General features: G+C 55.2%; 15 protein-coding genes and 2 tRNA genes. 5 read left to right on the plus strand and 12 right to left on the minus strand.

Annotation, left to right across the window (positions count from 1 at the left end; genetic code table 11):
- Positions 1-5: 5 nt before the first annotated feature.
- The 6 genes from IT971_RS07520 to IT971_RS07545 all read right to left on the minus strand — a co-directional run bounded on the left by IT971_RS07520 (position 6) and on the right by IT971_RS07545 (position 5,226).
- Positions 6-848, minus strand: a complete 843-nt coding sequence (locus IT971_RS07520) for an ABC transporter ATP-binding protein (protein WP_007091935.1) — start codon at positions 846-848, stop codon at positions 6-8.
- A 2-nt stretch (positions 849-850) separates the two neighbouring features.
- On the minus strand, positions 851-1,774 hold the full coding sequence (nikC, locus tag IT971_RS07525; protein ID WP_063093379.1) for a nickel transporter permease: 924 nt from the start codon (positions 1,772-1,774) through the stop codon (positions 851-853).
- Positions 1,775-1,780: 6 nt separating this feature from the next.
- Positions 1,781-2,848: an ABC transporter permease gene (locus tag IT971_RS07530; protein ID WP_110252306.1), complete on the minus strand. Its 1,068-nt coding sequence runs from the start codon at positions 2,846-2,848 to the stop codon at positions 1,781-1,783.
- A gap of 15 nt (positions 2,849-2,863) precedes the next feature.
- Positions 2,864-4,453, minus strand: coding sequence for an ABC transporter substrate-binding protein (locus IT971_RS07535; RefSeq protein ID WP_063093380.1), 1,590 nt, complete (start codon positions 4,451-4,453; stop codon positions 2,864-2,866).
- 287 nt (positions 4,454-4,740) lie between these two features.
- Positions 4,741-4,817, minus strand: a tRNA-Asp gene (locus tag IT971_RS07540).
- A gap of 332 nt (positions 4,818-5,149) precedes the next feature.
- A tRNA-Asp gene (locus tag IT971_RS07545) sits at positions 5,150-5,226 on the minus strand.
- A 268-nt stretch (positions 5,227-5,494) separates the two neighbouring features.
- On the opposite strand from IT971_RS07545, the gene IT971_RS07550 reads away from it, so the two are divergent.
- The gene (locus tag IT971_RS07550) at positions 5,495-5,833 is read left to right on the plus strand and encodes a hypothetical protein (RefSeq protein ID WP_063093381.1); all 339 of its coding nucleotides are present in this window, start codon (positions 5,495-5,497) and stop codon (positions 5,831-5,833) included.
- 67 nt (positions 5,834-5,900) lie between these two features.
- Here the strand turns inward: IT971_RS07550 and IT971_RS07555 are convergent, their stop codons facing one another.
- The 3 genes from IT971_RS07555 to IT971_RS07565 form a co-directional block, all read right to left on the minus strand.
- On the minus strand, positions 5,901-6,449 hold the full coding sequence (locus IT971_RS07555) for a hypothetical protein (RefSeq protein WP_007091655.1): 549 nt from the start codon (positions 6,447-6,449) through the stop codon (positions 5,901-5,903).
- Positions 6,449-6,943: a response regulator gene (locus IT971_RS07560; RefSeq protein WP_007091654.1), complete on the minus strand. Its 495-nt coding sequence runs from the start codon at positions 6,941-6,943 to the stop codon at positions 6,449-6,451. The genes IT971_RS07555 and IT971_RS07560 overlap by 1 nt, the downstream gene beginning before the upstream one ends.
- A 279-nt stretch (positions 6,944-7,222) precedes the next feature.
- The gene (locus IT971_RS07565) at positions 7,223-7,717 is read right to left on the minus strand and encodes a dCMP deaminase family protein (RefSeq protein WP_007091653.1); all 495 of its coding nucleotides are present in this window, start codon (positions 7,715-7,717) and stop codon (positions 7,223-7,225) included.
- 310 nt (positions 7,718-8,027) lie between these two features.
- Between IT971_RS07565 and pyk the strand changes: the two genes are divergently transcribed.
- From pyk to IT971_RS07580, 3 genes are all read left to right on the plus strand, one after another.
- Positions 8,028-9,452: a pyruvate kinase gene (gene pyk / locus IT971_RS07570; RefSeq protein ID WP_007091652.1), complete on the plus strand. Its 1,425-nt coding sequence runs from the start codon at positions 8,028-8,030 to the stop codon at positions 9,450-9,452.
- A gap of 345 nt (positions 9,453-9,797) precedes the next feature.
- Positions 9,798-11,270 carry a DUF2336 domain-containing protein gene (locus IT971_RS07575; RefSeq protein ID WP_037987741.1) on the plus strand — a complete coding sequence of 491 codons (1,473 nt, stop codon included), beginning with the start codon at positions 9,798-9,800 and terminating at the stop codon, positions 11,268-11,270.
- Between the two features lie 5 nt (positions 11,271-11,275).
- A complete protein-coding gene (locus IT971_RS07580; protein WP_037987740.1) occupies positions 11,276-12,214 on the plus strand; it encodes a hypothetical protein in 939 nt (312 codons plus the stop codon).
- 1 nt (position 12,215) lies between these two features.
- On the opposite strand, the gene IT971_RS07585 is transcribed toward IT971_RS07580, so the two are convergent.
- From IT971_RS07585 to IT971_RS07595, 3 genes are all read right to left on the minus strand, one after another.
- The gene (locus IT971_RS07585; RefSeq protein ID WP_037987739.1) at positions 12,216-12,530 is read right to left on the minus strand and encodes a ribbon-helix-helix domain-containing protein; all 315 of its coding nucleotides are present in this window, start codon (positions 12,528-12,530) and stop codon (positions 12,216-12,218) included.
- A gap of 102 nt (positions 12,531-12,632) precedes the next feature.
- Positions 12,633-13,214 (minus strand): DJ-1/PfpI family protein, encoded by a 582-nt coding sequence (locus IT971_RS07590; protein WP_037987738.1) that lies wholly within the window; start codon positions 13,212-13,214, stop codon positions 12,633-12,635.
- A 165-nt stretch (positions 13,215-13,379) separates the two neighbouring features.
- On the minus strand, positions 13,380-14,360 hold the full coding sequence (locus IT971_RS07595; RefSeq protein ID WP_223305057.1) for a mechanosensitive ion channel family protein: 981 nt from the start codon (positions 14,358-14,360) through the stop codon (positions 13,380-13,382).
- Positions 14,361-14,604: 244 nt separating this feature from the next.
- On the opposite strand from IT971_RS07595, the gene IT971_RS07600 reads away from it, so the two are divergent.
- Positions 14,605-15,504: an OmpA family protein gene (locus IT971_RS07600; RefSeq protein ID WP_223305059.1), complete on the plus strand. Its 900-nt coding sequence runs from the start codon at positions 14,605-14,607 to the stop codon at positions 15,502-15,504.
- Positions 15,505-15,538: the final 34 nt, after the last annotated feature.

A 15,538-nucleotide genomic window follows, 5' to 3' on the forward strand; every position in this document is an offset into this window, starting at 1 on the left:
TTATCTCAGGCCTCCGCCCAGCTTGCTTCGCGGGTCAGGACGGGAAGTTCGGCGTGGTTGCCATCCATTTTCGGCAGGCAGTTCAGAAGGCCCTGCGTATAGGGGTGTTTGGCCTGATCGAGTTCGGATGCGCGGATTTCTTCGACGACATGGCCCTGATACATCACCAGAACCCGGTCGCAGAAGCTTGAGACCAGATGCAGATCGTGGCTGATGAAAACCAGCGCCATGCCGCGTTCACGCACCAGATCATCAAGGATCGCCATTACCTGGAGCTGTACCGTGACATCAAGGGCCGATGTCGGTTCATCGGCAATCAGGATTTCCGGATCGGGGATCAGCATCATGGCGATCATGACGCGCTGGCCCATCCCGCCCGATACTTCGTGCGGGTAGGATTTGAACACGCGTTCGGGATCGCGGATTTTGACCGCGGCGAGCATATCGAGGGCGCGGCGTTTGGCCTCGGTCGCGTTGACCTTGTGGTGTTCGCGATAGGCTTCGATGATCTGATCACCTATGGTCATGACAGGATTTAGCGAATATTTCGGGTCCTGCATGATCATGGAAATACGCGCACCACGGACCTTGCGCCAGTCGCGTTTCGAAAGGTTGCGCAGGTCCAGATCGTGGAACTGCATCTGATCGGCGGTGATTTTGCCGTTTGCCGCCGTCAGGCCCAGAATGGCGCGCCCGGTCTGGGATTTGCCGGAACCGGATTCGCCAACAATACCGAGCCGTTCCCGTCCGAGATCGAAGGACACACCACGCACGGCATGGACCGGCCCCTTGGATGTGGAAAAGGTAATGGCGAGGTTTTTGACAGACAGAAGGGTTTCGTTTGTCATGATCAGTCGCCCCCACGTGGATCAAGAACATCGCGCAGGCCATCGCCCAGAAGGTTGAAACCAAGGCTGACCACGAAAATTGCAAGACCCGGTACGGTCGATACCCACCATTGTTCCAGAAGGAACTGGCGGCCTTCGGACACCATTGCTCCCCATTCGGGCATGGGCGGCTGTGCGCCAAGTCCAAGGAAGCCAAGACCGGCTGCAATCAGGATCATGCCCGCCATATCAAGGGTGACACGCACAACAAGCGAGCTTATGCACATCGGGGTGATGTGGCCAAGGATCAGACCCATATTCGAGACACCCTGCAACCGGGCGGCTTCGATATAGTCGGACCTGCGGACGGTGATGGTTTCGGCGCGTGCAATGCGCGCATAGGGTGGCCATGCGGTCAACGCGATGGCCAGAACCGCATTTTCGATCCCCGGTCCCAATGCAGAAACGAAGGCAAGGGCCAGGATCAGTTTCGGGAAGGCCAGAAAAATATCGGTGATGCGCATCAATGTCGCATCAATCCAGCCGCCAAAGAACCCGGCAGCGGTGCCGACCAGAAGCCCGACGGGGGCCGCGGTAATCACCACAAGGGCCACAATCATCAGGGTGTATTGCGCGCCGTAAATCAGACGCGACAGGATATCGCGACCCAGCTGATCGGTGCCAAACCAGTGTTCGGCACTGGGCGACTGTATGCGATTGGCAAGGTCGGCGGCCAGCGGATCATAAGGTGCCAGAAGCGGGGCAAATATGGTGACAAGGATCAGGGCCAGAACGATCGAAAGACCGATCATGGCGAGCTTGTTTTCGGTGAATTTAAGCCAGCCCAGCCATGCCCGGCCACATTTGGCCTGCCAGCGTGATTGCGGGGTGTCGGATGTCAGCCACTGTTTCAGGCCGGGTTTGACGGCGTTGCTTGTGATATTCATGGTGACCTATCTCCGTGCGCGCGGGTCAAGCAGGCGATAGAGCACATCGGACAGCATATTGACCCCGATGAACACCGCACCCACGACGACGGTACCACCCAGAACCGCGTTCATATCGGCATTGAGCAGCGAATTGGTGATGTAAAGACCCAGTCCCGGCCAGGCAAAGATGATTTCGGTCAGAACCGATCCTTCGAGCAGGTTGGCGTAGGACAGCGCAATCACGGTGACGAGGGGCACCATCACATTGCCAAGGGCATGACGCCAGATGATGCGGGTTTCGGAAATGCCCTTTACCCTTGCGGTCAGGATGTATTCCTGGCTGAGCTGTTCAAGCATGAAAGAGCGGGTCATGCGCGCAATATAGGCCAGTGAAAAATAGGCAAGAATCGAAGCCGGAAGAATGATGTGCGACACGGCATTCCAGAACAGGTCCATGTCGCCTTCGATCAGGGTATCGACCAGCATCAGACCGGTGGTCGGTTCGATGAAATCGACATAGAAGGCATCCAGTCGGCCCGGACCCGCAACCCAGTCGAGTTTCAGGTAAAACACCAGAAGCCCCATCAGGCCCAGCCAGAAGATCGGCATCGAATACCCGGCAAGCCCGATGATGCGCACGATATGGTCGGGCCATTTGCCCTTGTTGATCGCGGCAAAAACACCGGCCGGAACGCCAAGGAAAACACCGATGACGGTGGCAAGGGTGGCCAGTTCCAATGTGGCGGGGAAGACGCGTTTGATGTCTTCGAGGACCGGGTTTGATGTCAGAACTGACGTTCCGAAATCACCCTGGACAACATTGCTGATATAGACAAAGAACTGCTGCCAAAGCGGCAGGTTCAGGCCCATTTCTTCTTTGACGCGCTCATAGACCTGTTCGGAGGCATGATCGCCGACAGCGGCCAGTACCGGATCGATTGGCAAAACGCGCCCGATCAGGAAGGTGACCAGCAAAAGCCCGAAAAAGGTTATGGCGAGCGATGAAGCAATACGCACAAGGTTTGCGCCCGTGCTGGAAAAGAGACGGGCGCGTGTGCGCCCGTCCCGTGATTTTCGCGTAGCTGCGGTCATCCGACCGTTGCCTCCCTAGTCCTTGGTGACAAAACGATAATAGTTGTTATCGAACGACGGACCGAGGACGAAATTGTTCACATTGTCCCGCATCGCGGCGATTTCGGTTTCCTGGAACATGATTACGAACGGACCGCTTTCGAGAACCTTTTTCTGAAGGTCCACATACATTGCAGCACGTTTTTCGCCGTCACGTTCAAGAATGGCCTTGTCGACCTCGGCGGTCATGTCACCCGGGTTCCAGGAGTTACGCCATGCAAGCGGCTTGGCCGATGCATCGTCGGAATTGTCGGGGTTCCACGCGAAGGTGGAGGCGTTGGTGTGCGGATCCTGATAATCCGGGCCCCAGCGACCGATATAGATATCGTGCTGGCGGGCGCGGTATTTGGTCAGGGTCTGTTTGTTATCACCCGGAATGATTTCCAGATTGATACCTGCCTGTGCCCAGGTTGCCTGGATCGACTGTGCCATCGACATCACTGCCGTGGTGTTACGCGTATCCATGGTCACCTTGAAGCCATCGGCAAGGCCAGCGTCGGCAAGCAGCGACTTGGCCTTTTCGATGTCAAGCGAGTAGGGGTTTTCGTTATAGGCGCCAAGGAAACCTTCGGGCAGGAATGCCTGATGGGTCTGGGCGCGGCCCGCCATGATGGTTTCGGTAATGCCATCATAATCGACGAGATATTTAAGCGCTTCGCGAACTTCCGGTTTGGACAGGAATTCGTTTTTCTGTGACAGGCCAAGATACCAGAGTGCGCCTTTGCCTTTGGACAGCAGCTTTATGTTTTCGTCACCCTTGACCGAGGCAAGCTGATCGGCTTCGAGGTTGCGCGCAATGTCGATATCACCTTTCTGCAACAGGAGCTGCTGGGAAGCGGCTTCCTTGACGTTGCGGATGATGACGCGCTTCATGGCCGGTGCGCCGTCCCAGTAATCCTCGTTCGCCGTCAGGCTAAGACTTTCGCCCGGGGTCCATTTGTTCAGGACAAACGGACCGGAACCGGCATAGTTGGTTTTCATCCATTCTGCGCCAAGGTCGCCATCCTTTTCATGTTCAAGGACGAGTTCCTTGTCGACAACAGCGCCCACGCCCGAGGTCAGGCAGTACAGCACGAAGCTGGGCGCATAGGGCTTATCGACTTCCATGACCAGCGTGTTTGCGTCGGTCGCGCGAATCCTGTCCTTGACGTTCTCGGCGGTAAAGCCGAACTGGCCGAGAATGAAGGCCGGGGACTGATCCATCAGGACGACGCGTTGCAGCGAGAAAGCAGCGTCTTCGGCGGTCAGGTCATTGCCCGATGCGAATTTGATGCCGTCGCGAATCTTGAAGGTAAAGGTCAGGCCGTCTTCGGAGACGTCCCAGCTTTCGGCGACGACACCATAAATTTTCGAGACGTCGTCATTATCAAAGCCAATCAGGCGGTCATATGTGTTGCCAGCATATTCCAAGGCGGTAAATTCGAACATCCCGGCCGGATCGAGTGTGATAAGGTCGTCGATGGCAAACGCCATGACGAGGGCATTTTTAGGGGTTTCGGCCTGTGCCGCCATTGGTGCGGTAGCCAGTGCGGTTCCCAGAACCAGCCCTGCGATCAGTTTGCGCATTTTGCGCCTCCCGTTTTGTTGCTTGTTGGATCAACAGGTCATTCTGTGTGGGGCGACCTGTAGGATCTTCGACTAGAACCTGTAGAGCGAAGCATAAATTATACGATTAATCAATGACCAGACGGTCAGGAATGCCCAAAAAACACGCAAGATATTGTGTGGTATCTTGCCTGTTCACGTTTGGGTTGTGATGGTCTGGTTGGTGAGGGGCAGGAGATGGGAGGGGCCTGATTTCAGGCACAAAAAAAGCCGCTGTTAAAGCGACTTTCCGTACTCTTTAAAAAGAGTGGCGCGAGTGACGGGACTTGAACCCGCGGCCTCCGGCGTGACAGGCCGGCGCTCTAACCAACTGAGCTACACCCGCTTGGTGTGGCGCGGTTTATATAAGGGGTGGTTCGGTCTGGCAAGGGCTTTTTTTCAAAAAAATGAAGCCTTGATTGGTCAGGGTAAAGGGGGCTTTGCAAATGCGTTGAAAACCGGGAGACGAAATGCTTTGGCGGTCGTGTGGTCGCGCCGTTTTCGCGCAGCACGGGATGGGAAAATCGACCTGCCTGTTTTTTCGACGTGTTGCGTATGAGCGATGGACGCCACGTCGCTCGTCGGCATGTCGGTTCGGTACGAAAAACGGGATGAGAAACAAAAAAACGCCAACGGCGAACCGTGGCGTCTTTTTTGAACTTTCCATCAGGTGGAAAGTGGCGCGAGTGACGGGACTTGAACCCGCGGCCTCCGGCGTGACAGGCCGGCGCTCTAACCAACTGAGCTACACCCGCTCGGTGTGTGGCGCGGTTTCTAACAGCAGGTCCGAGGGGGCGCAAGACCTTTTTTGATCGTGTTCGATACTTTTTTGGCTGTCGCCACCATGGCGCGTTTTGTGTCGTGCAAAATATATCCTTGAGGTGATGGATATCTGCTGCAGATCGTTTCCGGGACCTGTTTGATGCTGATCAAAGTACAGGTCGGTAAGCAGATGTAAAAGTTTGGGATGATTCAAAAACAGGGTGCCGGGCCCTGACAGGGAATAACCGAAGCGGGGGCTTCATGGGGAACACGATCCTTGCCGTGCTTGATGATATAGATGCCGGGTTAAAAGCCGATCTTGCGACGAGATCAAACGCGATATCGTCTGCAATCCGCCCCAGAGGGGGCGTGACGTGCGATATGCGGATCGTGCGCAGCCTGATTTTGCTGTGGAGTGGGCAGAACGCCGCCTTGGCCGGGGGGAGTGACGAAGTCCGTCAATGGATCATGGATCAGCTGCCCGAAATTACCGAGCGACTGGAGCGGATCGAGGCGCGCATGGAGCATGCCATTGATGACAATGAGCGTGACGCGGCGGGACAGATCATGCTTTTCGCTGTGAACGGGAACGCACGGTGATGGCATGCATCGCCAGCATCCCTGTCCGATGCGGGCAAAGGCCTTTGATGGCTGGTTTGCTGGCAGGCTATTCGCGTGGCAGCTCGTAGCGTTCGGCAAGCTTGGTCAGTGCGGCAACGGTTGCCTGTTCGACGGTGGTGCCAAACCCGGTGACGCGGCTTGCCAGAATGACGTAAAGAGAATCAATATGAAGCTGAATGACAAGAAGCTGCTTCATATTGGCGGTGGTCCGGTCTGCGACAAAGATTTCAAGTGACTTTGCTATCTGTGTCATCAGCGGATACTGGAATGTTCCACCCAGTGCCTTCACCGAATAGGCAAGGTCGGCACTGTTTTCCAGCGCGGTTGATGCCTTTGAATTATCGCTGATGGCGGCAACGACCAGTTTGCGGCAGTCGGCAAGGTCCTTGCCTATATCGCGAACAAAGGTTTCCGTGCTGCGCTGGACGACCTGCTCAAGTTCGTCCAGCTGTTGAGGGGACAGATTGATGTCAAAGCCCTTGACGAAATTGACCGTACGTCGCTTCAGATCCGTCTGAGGCGGAATGATCTGGGCTTTTTTCTTTTTCTTTTCGGGCGTCACGATTGCTCCGGTCCCCCAGTCAAAATGGGTCATTAATCATCGGGGCTCCGTCTGTCGGGGCCGTCGAAGGCGACCTGTCTGCGGCGGCGATCCGGCCCGAAATAGGTGCCGGTATTGACGAAATGCCGCGGACGGGTGATGACCGATACCAGTCTGCTATAAAGTGCCTTGGCATTGAACGGTTTGGCAAGAAATTCCGTGATGCCGAGGTCACGCGCAGTGGTGACGTATCGCTGCTCCGAATGTGCTGTCAACATGATTACCGGAATGAACCGGTTGGGCGAATTGACCGAATTCCTGAGAACATCAAGGAATTCAAGGCCATCCATCCCGCGCAGACGCCATTCGGTGACGATGATATCAATCTGCTGGGTCCGGAGAACCTCGAACGCATCGTTCGGGGAGCGGACACGCTGCACGGCTGTCGCACCAAGATACGAAAGTGTATCGAAAACTACCTGGGCCGAAATCTTGTCGCCATCGACGACCAGAAAACTGATTTTACTGAAATCGATCTTTGCGCTCATTCGGCCTTTTATCCTGTGCGTCGTCACGGTCCCGGTCCTTGTTCTGGTCAGGGCCTTTTTTCGCGTGATGATCGTACTAGCGTGATCCTAATTGCTTATACCTTTGTCTGATTAGCAGCAAGGCTAAAGCGGCGTTTTGTCAGCTTGGAATTCTGACAAATACTGACGCCTAACCTTGTGCAGATATTGAACAAACGACGTTTGCGTTCTTTTTGTTCATGCTCATGATCCCACAGATCACCCTATATTGGGCGGGTCTGCAAAATTAAAAGGGCAAGATCAGGAATGATCGGGAACGGTGTCGGGCAGGGGTTCGGTTGTGCCTTCTTCGTCAATGACCTGAACGGCCACGCCCGCCTCGCCAAACATTTCGGTCGAGATGGTCATGTCCTGCTGCCAGCGTTCGAGAAAATCGGCGGTCAGTTTGCTTTTATCGACAAATACTTCGGCGATGCCGGCCTGAATGATGGCGCGCGCGCAGTCGCAGCAGGGGAAATGGGTGACATAAAGCGCGCAGCCGTCAAGCGATGTGCCGGTGTAGCTGGCATTATAGATCGCATTGCGTTCGGCATGTTCGGTATAGGCGTATTTTTCCGGGCGTTGATGGCGGCTTTCGACATTGTCATCGACACCGCGGGGAAACCCGTTATAGCCAACGGCGCGAATTTCTTTTTTCGGGCCAATGACAACCGCGCCGACCTGGGTGCTACGGTCTTTTGACCATTCGGCAATATGGGATGCCAGTCCCAGGAAGCGATGATGCCATTTGCTCATTTGTCCGATCCCCGATGTGTTCGCGCACGGTTGTAAATATGCGGTTATCAAAAGCGATTGCCGGGCAGGGCCGCCTGCCAGCAATTGATTGCTGCACTGCTTCTTTAAAGGAGTGCCTGCTTGTAATTGTCCAGAGAAAAATCACATTTTTGTAAAGGCATTTAGCGAAAAGTCCCTGTTCAAACAGGGCTTGATTGACTATTAAGGGGGTACCCCCAGAGAAAAATCAGGACGTCTCGACGCCTCGCCGGGAAGCTATGGCCGAAGCGGAGAGACCCAATGGAAACCAAAAAACAAGAGGTAAGAGCCGATGCGCCGACAACGTAAGGCGAAGATCATCGCAACCCTGGGGCCAGCGAGCTCTCATCCGGAAACTCTGGAAAAGATCGTAAGGGCGGGTGTTGATGTATTCCGGCTGAATTTCTCGCATGGTGAACATGCAGAGCATCAGGCGCGTTTTGAAACAATCCGTGAAGTCGAGGCCAAGCTTGGCCGTCCGATTGGCGTGCTGATGGATTTGCAGGGACCAAAGATCCGCTGCGGTACCTTTGCCGACGAAAAGATCGAACTTGAAGCCGGTGCGACCTTCCATTTCGATATGGACAAGAAACCAGGGGATAAAACCCGCGTTTCATTGCCCCATCCCGAAGTTTTTGCAGCACTCAAGCCCGGTGCGAACCTGTTGCTTGACGATGGCAAGCTGCGCATGCGGGTGGAAAAATGCGATAGCAAATCAGCCGAGTGCACCGTTATTACCGGAGGGCCGCTGTCGAACCGCAAGGGCGTTAACCTGCCCGACGTGATGCTGCCGATGTCGCCCCTGACCGACAAGGATCGTATTGATCTGGATTACGGTCTTGAGATGGGCGTTGATTTCGTCGCACTTTCATTCGTCCAGCGTCCCGAAGACGTTGCCGAGGCGCGCAAGATCATCAATGGTCGTGCGGCAATCGTTTCCAAACTGGAAAAGCCGCAGGCGATTGAGCATCTTGATGAAATCGTGGCACTTTCGGACATCATCATGGTCGCACGTGGCGATCTGGGTGTTGAATGCCCGCCTGAAGATGTTCCGATCCTGCAGAAACGCATCATCAAGGCGTGCCGCGAAGCTGGCAAGCCGGTGATTGTTGCGACCCAGATGCTGGATTCGATGGTCAGCAACCCGGCCCCGACCCGTGCCGAAGCATCCGACGTTGCGACCGCCATTTATGACGGTGCCGATGCGGTGATGCTGTCAGCCGAAAGTGCGGTGGGCAAATATCCGATCGAAACCGTCAGCATCATGGACCGGATCATGATCCGGGTGGAGCAGGACGAACTTTATTATCGTCTGCGCGATGCCAACCGTCCGGATCCCGAGCATAATGCGCCGGATGCGATCAGTGCTGCGGCCCGTCAGGTTGCCGGAACGATTGGTGCCAAGGCGGTCGTGACCTATACCACGTCGGGTTCAACGTCGCTTCGTGCGGCGCGTGAACGCCCGGAAGTTCCCATCCTTGGACTGACGCCGAAAATCCAGACGGCACGCCGGATGACGTTGTGCTGGGGCGTGCATGCGGTCTTTACCCGTGATGCGACCAACTTTGCCGAGATGGTCGGCATTGCCTGCGAGGTGGCCAAACGTGAAGAGTTTGCTGCGGCTGGGGATTCGCTGGTGATTACCGCAGGTGTCCCGTTTGGGACCCCGGGGGCGACCAATATCCTGCGCATTGCGTGGTTGTCCGCGAAAAACTGATCAGACTATTGCGTGACGAAACGAGACGGGCGGCAACAAGCCGCCCGTTTTTTTGTGCGAGAGTTTCGCGATGTTTGAAATACCGGCCATACCGCCGGATAGTGGTTTGTATTGTTAATGTTTTTTTGAGTGTTTGCCGTGATAGTCAAAGTGTTCTGACCTGTATCCTTGGTATTTCCGAGAAACGGTCATGACCATGAGTTTAAAAGGTTTTTGGCTCTTGTATTGTTGTTTGGGGTGGATTGCTTTGCTATAAGCGATCCAAGGCCAGATAAAAAATGTTGGCGTTGCAAGGGGTTGACGCCGATTTGCCGAAAGGCAGGGGACAGGGGAATTACTGCGATAATGCTGAACTGGATGTTCAATCGGCAGAAATCGAAGGATGACGGCGCGCTTGACGACAAGTCGGCGGCGAAACTTCGTGATCTGGCGGAAACGGTCCGGAGCATCGCGCCAGACGAGTTTGGCGCGGCCGAACAGGCAAATTCGCGTGCCCCCCGTATCCCGCGTAAAAAAGATTCCGATGGTCAACTGGCGCAAAGTGGCCTTGATTATGCCGCGCGCCTGTCGGCCGACCTTGCCGATGATGACGAAGATGAAGACGGCCAGCCGGATTTTGACAGCGACGTCCGCATGGATGTTGCGCGCCGCCTGCGCCGTCATCTGAATGATCTTAGCCCGTCCGAACGCCTTGATATGGTCGAGGAATTCGTAACGGCGATCGGCAATATGGCCGATTGTTATCGCCCGCAGGTCATTGCCCTGATTGAGCAGGAACTGAGCCATACACCTTATATGACACGCCAGGCCGCGATGCGTTTGCGTCAGGATATTGCGGCGATTGGCCGGGTGTCGCTTGGCGAATATGTCGAACTTTTAAGCGATGCCGATTTCCTTGATATTCTGCGTGGGCGTGGCGAGTTTGTGCAAACAGCCGCCGAGAAGCTGGAAGCCGAACAGGAGGCCGCGGCACAGGCACGTCTGGCACGGGATCGTTGGGAAAAGGAAAAGGGCGGGTTGCTTAACCGGTTGCTGTCATCGGATGACGCGCCGCGCAATGTGGTGGCCCTGACCCCGAAATTCGGCAGCAGGAAAGAAGCCGCCAGCAAGACGCCACATGATGAAATGGCGGATGGTCGCAACAAGATTTCCCGTCAGGCGCAGCGCCGTGTGGCGCATTTCATTCTGGCATCGTTGTTCGACACGCTGGTCGAACGCGGTCGCATGCGGGCCGAAGTGGCACGGGCCATGCGCCAATCAGTGCGCCAGCGTATTGAAAAAGCAAAGTTCGAGAGTCGCATTGTAAGCCGCACGGCACCGGTTCCGGTGGAACATGAGTTTGACGATGTGATGCATGACGATGCGGGCGAGCAGGGCGGACCGGTCGAGCCGGTCACCATCGATCATTACATTCTTGATGCTTTGTCGCGTAACGAAGACGCGCTGGTGGTTCAGAGCCTTGCGCATTATGCGCAGATGCCTGCTGCAATCGTTTCCAAAATCCTTGATTCGGGAAGTGCGCGCGCCATTACCGCCCTGGCCTGGCGCGCAGGTATGAGCGCCCCGTCGGCGGTTGTCCTTCAGATGAGCGCTGCGATCCCCGAAGACAGCATCGAGCGCCCGGCGGCGGGTGGCCGTTATGCCATGGCATCGACGGATATGGATTGGTATATCGATTTCTTTAACGAGCTTCAGCCTTCCGGGCCGCGTGGTCGTGCGGCGGGTACGACGGCTGCGGCATCGCCGCACGGTTCCGAAAAGTCTGGTCGTACACGCCGCTTGCCGGATGAACGACCCCAGGGGCCGAAGGGAGAGTAAACGGGATGCGCAAGGATCTCGGAATCTCCTATGACGGGCTGAAATATGCCCTTTCCATCAAAGATAATTATCGCAGTGGCGAACCGTTGACCGTTACCGGGGCAGGGGCGCAGCAGCGGCTTCTGATGCCGGAGCATTTGCTGAGCAATGATCTGGCATTGATGCAGTATGATGATCCGCTGGCACTTGCGGTGATTGCAACCAAGGATCCGGAAAGCCCGATGGCATTGGCCGCAGCGATCCGTATGGGACCGCACGCCAAGTGCAAGGAACTTATTACCGGCGTTTTTGAAGTGGTGTCAGAAGCAACCAAGCATGAACTGGTGGCCGATTGCGCCAAGCTTCTGTCGCGGAATGCGTTCAGCCCGGAAGCGTTCCAGTTGGTTCGCAACCGCGCAAGCAACCATGTTGTCGAAATTCGCGAAGCCTATCGCCGGGCGATGGCGGGCAATTTGCGCGCGCTTCTGGATGGCAAGATGGCCGCGCGCGAATTTGTCGAGGAATTCATCGAACTGGCATCGCATGGCAATCTGCGGATTGATATCTATCGTCGTCTGGTGATGAAGCTGATGCGTTCCGACGCCGTGCGTCCAAGTGTCAAATTCATGCTTCTGGAGCGGCTTGATAAATTTCCGCAGATGGTCAAGCTGCAGATTGTTAACGAGGTTAACTCTGCGCCGGATACGCCGGAATACCAGACCCTGAAACAGGAACTGCGCTGGATCTACGAAAGCAAGGCGCGGGAAAAGACCACGCCAGAAGCGTCGGAAACATCGAAAAACTGGTTTGGCGGTTCGTCACTTGATTACGGTGCCGCAGCAGGGCTTCAAAGCCGCAATGCGATCATCAAGCCCCAGCAGCCAACGCTGAAACGGCAAAGCGTTCCGTCGATGATGGCCAGTGGCGGGTTCAGTTCACGTGAAATTTCATCCTGGCTGAACTGATTTAAGCCAGACGACTGGCGGGTTTTGTTGTTTCCGGGGGCTGCGTGGCCAAGCCTGCCTGATGTTCCAGATAAACTGTGCAGACGACGCGCAGAAGCGATGCGAAATTGGGAATATCGCCGCGCTGGCTGACAACTTCATCATGCAGTTTGCCAAGAAATTGCGGGGTGCTGAAGCCTTCGCCCGCGGCGATTTCATCAAGGATCTGCCAGAATCGCTGTTCAAGGCGGACACTGGTTACAACGCCATTGATGCGCAAAGATCGACTGACGGACTGATAAAGTTCGGGATTGGTGCCGGAATAGATCTGACACATGATGACGACCTCTCCTGTTTTTGCCACCGACGATGGAACGTCGGTGGCTGGTTACAGGGTCATGGTCCGGCAAACCGTGCCGAAAGGCAATCGCCGATTGTTTTATAGGCTGATTTCAGTCCCAAGCAGGGTCAGGAAACCGGCCAGCCATTTTGGATGTGCCGGCCATGCCGGTGCGGTGACAAGATTGCCGTCAATGCAGGCATCATCAATCGCGATTTCAGCATAAGTCCCACCGGCAAGGCGTACTTCGGGGGCGCAGGCCGGATAGGCAGATACACGGCGATCTTTGAGGATATCCGCCGCAGCAAGAATTTGCGCACCGTGGCAGACCGCGGCAATCGGTTTGTCGGCATCGTTGAAGTCGCGAACCAGACGGATGACATCCTCGTTTAAGCGCAGATATTCCGGCGCCCGCCCGCCGGGGATCAGAAGGGCATCATAGTCCTGCACCCGGGCTTTTTCGAAATCGGCATTCAGCGCAAAATTGTGCCCGCGCTTTTCGCTGTATGTCTGATCGCCTTCGAAATCGTGAATGGCGGTCGCAATCGAATCACCGGCTTTTTTGTTGGGGCAAACGGCGTCAACCGAATGGCCAACTGCAAGCAGCGTCTGGAACGGAACCATTGTTTCGTAATCTTCGGCATAATCGCCGACCAGCATCAGGATTTTTTTTGCTGACATTATTTTATCCTCCCGTTTGTTGTGATCCTGAAACTATAGATCATGGCAGGGATAAGCGGGTAACAGCGGGCTACTACGCGTCAAAACGGGCGAAACGGATTGCGTGAAACGAAAAAAGACGGCCCGGATGGGGCCGCCTTTGGCAGATCAAATTTTTATGACAAATCAGCTTTTGGTGGTTGTTGATTTGCTGGCAGTGGGGTTTTTGGCTGCTGTGGTTTTGGCTGCCGTCGCCTTGGTCGCCGGTTTTGCTGCCGTGCTGCGTGTTGCAGGCTTTTTCGCCGGGGCGGCCTTTGTCGGAAGGGCCGTTGATGCGGTTTCGACACCTTCTTTGATATGCAGGTCGCGCTGCGGGAAGGGAATCGCGTAACCGGCGGCTTCAAGTTCCGTTTTCGAACGACGGCTGAGATCCCAGAAAGTCGCCCAGTAATCGGGCGTGCTGGTCCAGCCGCGTGCTGTCAGATCGACAGAGCTTTCGCCAAGGTTGGCAACGAAGCTCATGGGTTCGGGGTCCTTTAGAACGCGCGGATCGCTTGCAACCAGATTTTTAAGGAAATCAAGTGCGGCATCGACATCATCGTCATAAGAAATACCAACCTTGATATCCAGACGACGGGTAGGATTGCGCGAATAGTTTTTGATCGCGCTGTTCCAGATTTGCGAGTTCGGAGCGGAAACATAGACCCCGTCTGCCGTTTTGAACAGCGTCGTGAACAGGGTGATTTCAACCACGGTGCCCGAAACAGAACCCGCTTCGATGAATTCGTCGACTTTGATTGGTCGCAGGATCAGGATCATTACGCCAGCGGCAATGTTGGACAATGTCCCTTGCAGGGCCAAGCCGATAGCAAGACCGGCGGCACCAAGTACGGCGATGATGCTTGCGGTCTGGACGCCGAAATTCGACAGAACGGCGATCAGGACAAAGATCAGTATCAGGTAGCGCACAATGTTTGCGGCAAGGGGTTTGATCGTCGCGTCGACAAATTTTGCATTCTTCAGGGAATGGCGGACCAGGGCGGAGGCGCGACCAGCGACCCACCAGCCGACAATCAGAATCAGAACCGCACCCAGCAGATCCATCCCGAAGCCCAGCGCAAATGCCTTTAGCATTTCGGCAATCGTCGCCATATCTGTTTCCATCATTTAAACCTCACTTGCTCAGAGATTGTATGTGCTGCTAACATGGGTTGTAGTATAAAGCCCACATACTAGCTTATGATGCTTCAGCATCGCAGGTTTAGGCGATCTTGAAAAGTGACCTCAAAGTACCACCTGAACCTAGTGTTATGGAACTTTTCGTATTTTCGGTCGTTTAGAGACATAATATGACCATCATTGGTGATATTGTTGGTTAGTGAATAACAACCTGAACTATAGGGGCAAAAACATGCAGCTTCGTCCGTCTTTTATCTGTGCTATCGGGGGCATCGCCCTTCTTAGCGCGTGTAGCAGTGTCGACAACTCGGGTACGGCAGTCCCGTATGGCGGTAACCCGTTTACTTACGGTAACTCCGTGAATGGTGCGATTACCGGCGCGGAACCTTCAACTGCGTTCGGCAAGGCGCTTAAAGCCGAATATATCGCATACGCACAGCGTGAAGCCGATGAATGGTACGATTTCTTCGACGCCGACTTCTTTGCGAAGAAAGCAGGCAAGGTCGCTGAAAACGAAACGATTCTTCCGGAAGATCCGGCCAACTGGCGTTTTGACGCCGAAGAAATCGCACAGAAGCGCGCAGTTCGTGATGAACTGATCGCTCTTCTTGACGATGGCAAGCGTGAAGCAAAACCGGATACGGCCGCAATTGCGCAGGCTCGTTTCGATTGCTGGATCGAAGAAAGCGAAGAAGGCTGGCAGACTGATCTGATCAGCCAGTGCTGGAAAGATTTCGAAGCCGCAATGTCAGAATTGCGTGCGGAAGAGCCGAAAGAAATGGCACCGGAGCCGGTTGCAGCCGCACCGCGCCTGTTCACCATCTTCTTCGACTTTGACAGCACCGCGATCACCCCGGTTTCCGAGCGTGTTCTTGATGCCGCTGCCGAGCAGTGGGCATCGAGCATGAGCAACGTGACCGTCGTTGGCCACACCGATGCGTCGGGTTCGGCTTCTTATAACCAGGGTCTGTCGGAGCGTCGTGCTTCTTCGGCACTGTCAGAGCTGACCAAACGTGGTGTTAAAGGCGACATGGTTGACAGCGAAGCTGTTGGCGAGAGCGATCTGCTTATCCCGACTCCGGATGGTGTTCGTGAACCGCGTAACCGTCGTGTGACCATCTCGATCGACTAATCCGCGATCGTTTACCAAATCTTCGGCAACGGGG

Source organism: Thalassospira sp. B30-1 (assembly GCF_015767575.1).
GTDB classification, from domain to species: Bacteria; Pseudomonadota; Alphaproteobacteria; order Rhodospirillales; family Thalassospiraceae; genus Thalassospira; species Thalassospira xiamenensis.

What these genes read in the sequence shown, in the direction of transcription:
- IT971_RS07520 (WP_007091935.1), bottom strand. Translation starts at nt 848, where the DNA reads ATGACAAACGAAACCCTTCTGTCTGTCAAAAACCTCGCCATTACCTTT.
- nikC (WP_063093379.1), bottom strand. Translation starts at nt 1,774, where the DNA reads ATGAATATCACAAGCAACGCCGTCAAACCCGGCCTGAAACAGTGGCTG.
- IT971_RS07530 (WP_110252306.1), bottom strand. Translation starts at nt 2,848, where the DNA reads ATGACCGCAGCTACGCGAAAATCACGGGACGGGCGCACACGCGCCCGT.
- IT971_RS07535 (WP_063093380.1), bottom strand. Translation starts at nt 4,453, where the DNA reads ATGCGCAAACTGATCGCAGGGCTGGTTCTGGGAACCGCACTGGCTACC.
- IT971_RS07550 (WP_063093381.1), top strand. Translation starts at nt 5,495, where the DNA reads ATGGGGAACACGATCCTTGCCGTGCTTGATGATATAGATGCCGGGTTA.
- IT971_RS07555 (WP_007091655.1), bottom strand. Translation starts at nt 6,449, where the DNA reads ATGACCCATTTTGACTGGGGGACCGGAGCAATCGTGACGCCCGAAAAG.
- IT971_RS07560 (WP_007091654.1), bottom strand. Translation starts at nt 6,943, where the DNA reads ATGAGCGCAAAGATCGATTTCAGTAAAATCAGTTTTCTGGTCGTCGAT.
- IT971_RS07565 (WP_007091653.1), bottom strand. Translation starts at nt 7,717, where the DNA reads ATGAGCAAATGGCATCATCGCTTCCTGGGACTGGCATCCCATATTGCC.
- pyk (WP_007091652.1), top strand. Translation starts at nt 8,028, where the DNA reads ATGCGCCGACAACGTAAGGCGAAGATCATCGCAACCCTGGGGCCAGCG.
- IT971_RS07575 (WP_037987741.1), top strand. Translation starts at nt 9,798, where the DNA reads ATGCTGAACTGGATGTTCAATCGGCAGAAATCGAAGGATGACGGCGCG.
- IT971_RS07580 (WP_037987740.1), top strand. Translation starts at nt 11,276, where the DNA reads ATGCGCAAGGATCTCGGAATCTCCTATGACGGGCTGAAATATGCCCTT.
- IT971_RS07585 (WP_037987739.1), bottom strand. Translation starts at nt 12,530, where the DNA reads ATGTGTCAGATCTATTCCGGCACCAATCCCGAACTTTATCAGTCCGTC.
- IT971_RS07590 (WP_037987738.1), bottom strand. Translation starts at nt 13,214, where the DNA reads ATGTCAGCAAAAAAAATCCTGATGCTGGTCGGCGATTATGCCGAAGAT.
- IT971_RS07595 (WP_223305057.1), bottom strand. Translation starts at nt 14,360, where the DNA reads ATGATGGAAACAGATATGGCGACGATTGCCGAAATGCTAAAGGCATTT.
- IT971_RS07600 (WP_223305059.1), top strand. Translation starts at nt 14,605, where the DNA reads ATGCAGCTTCGTCCGTCTTTTATCTGTGCTATCGGGGGCATCGCCCTT.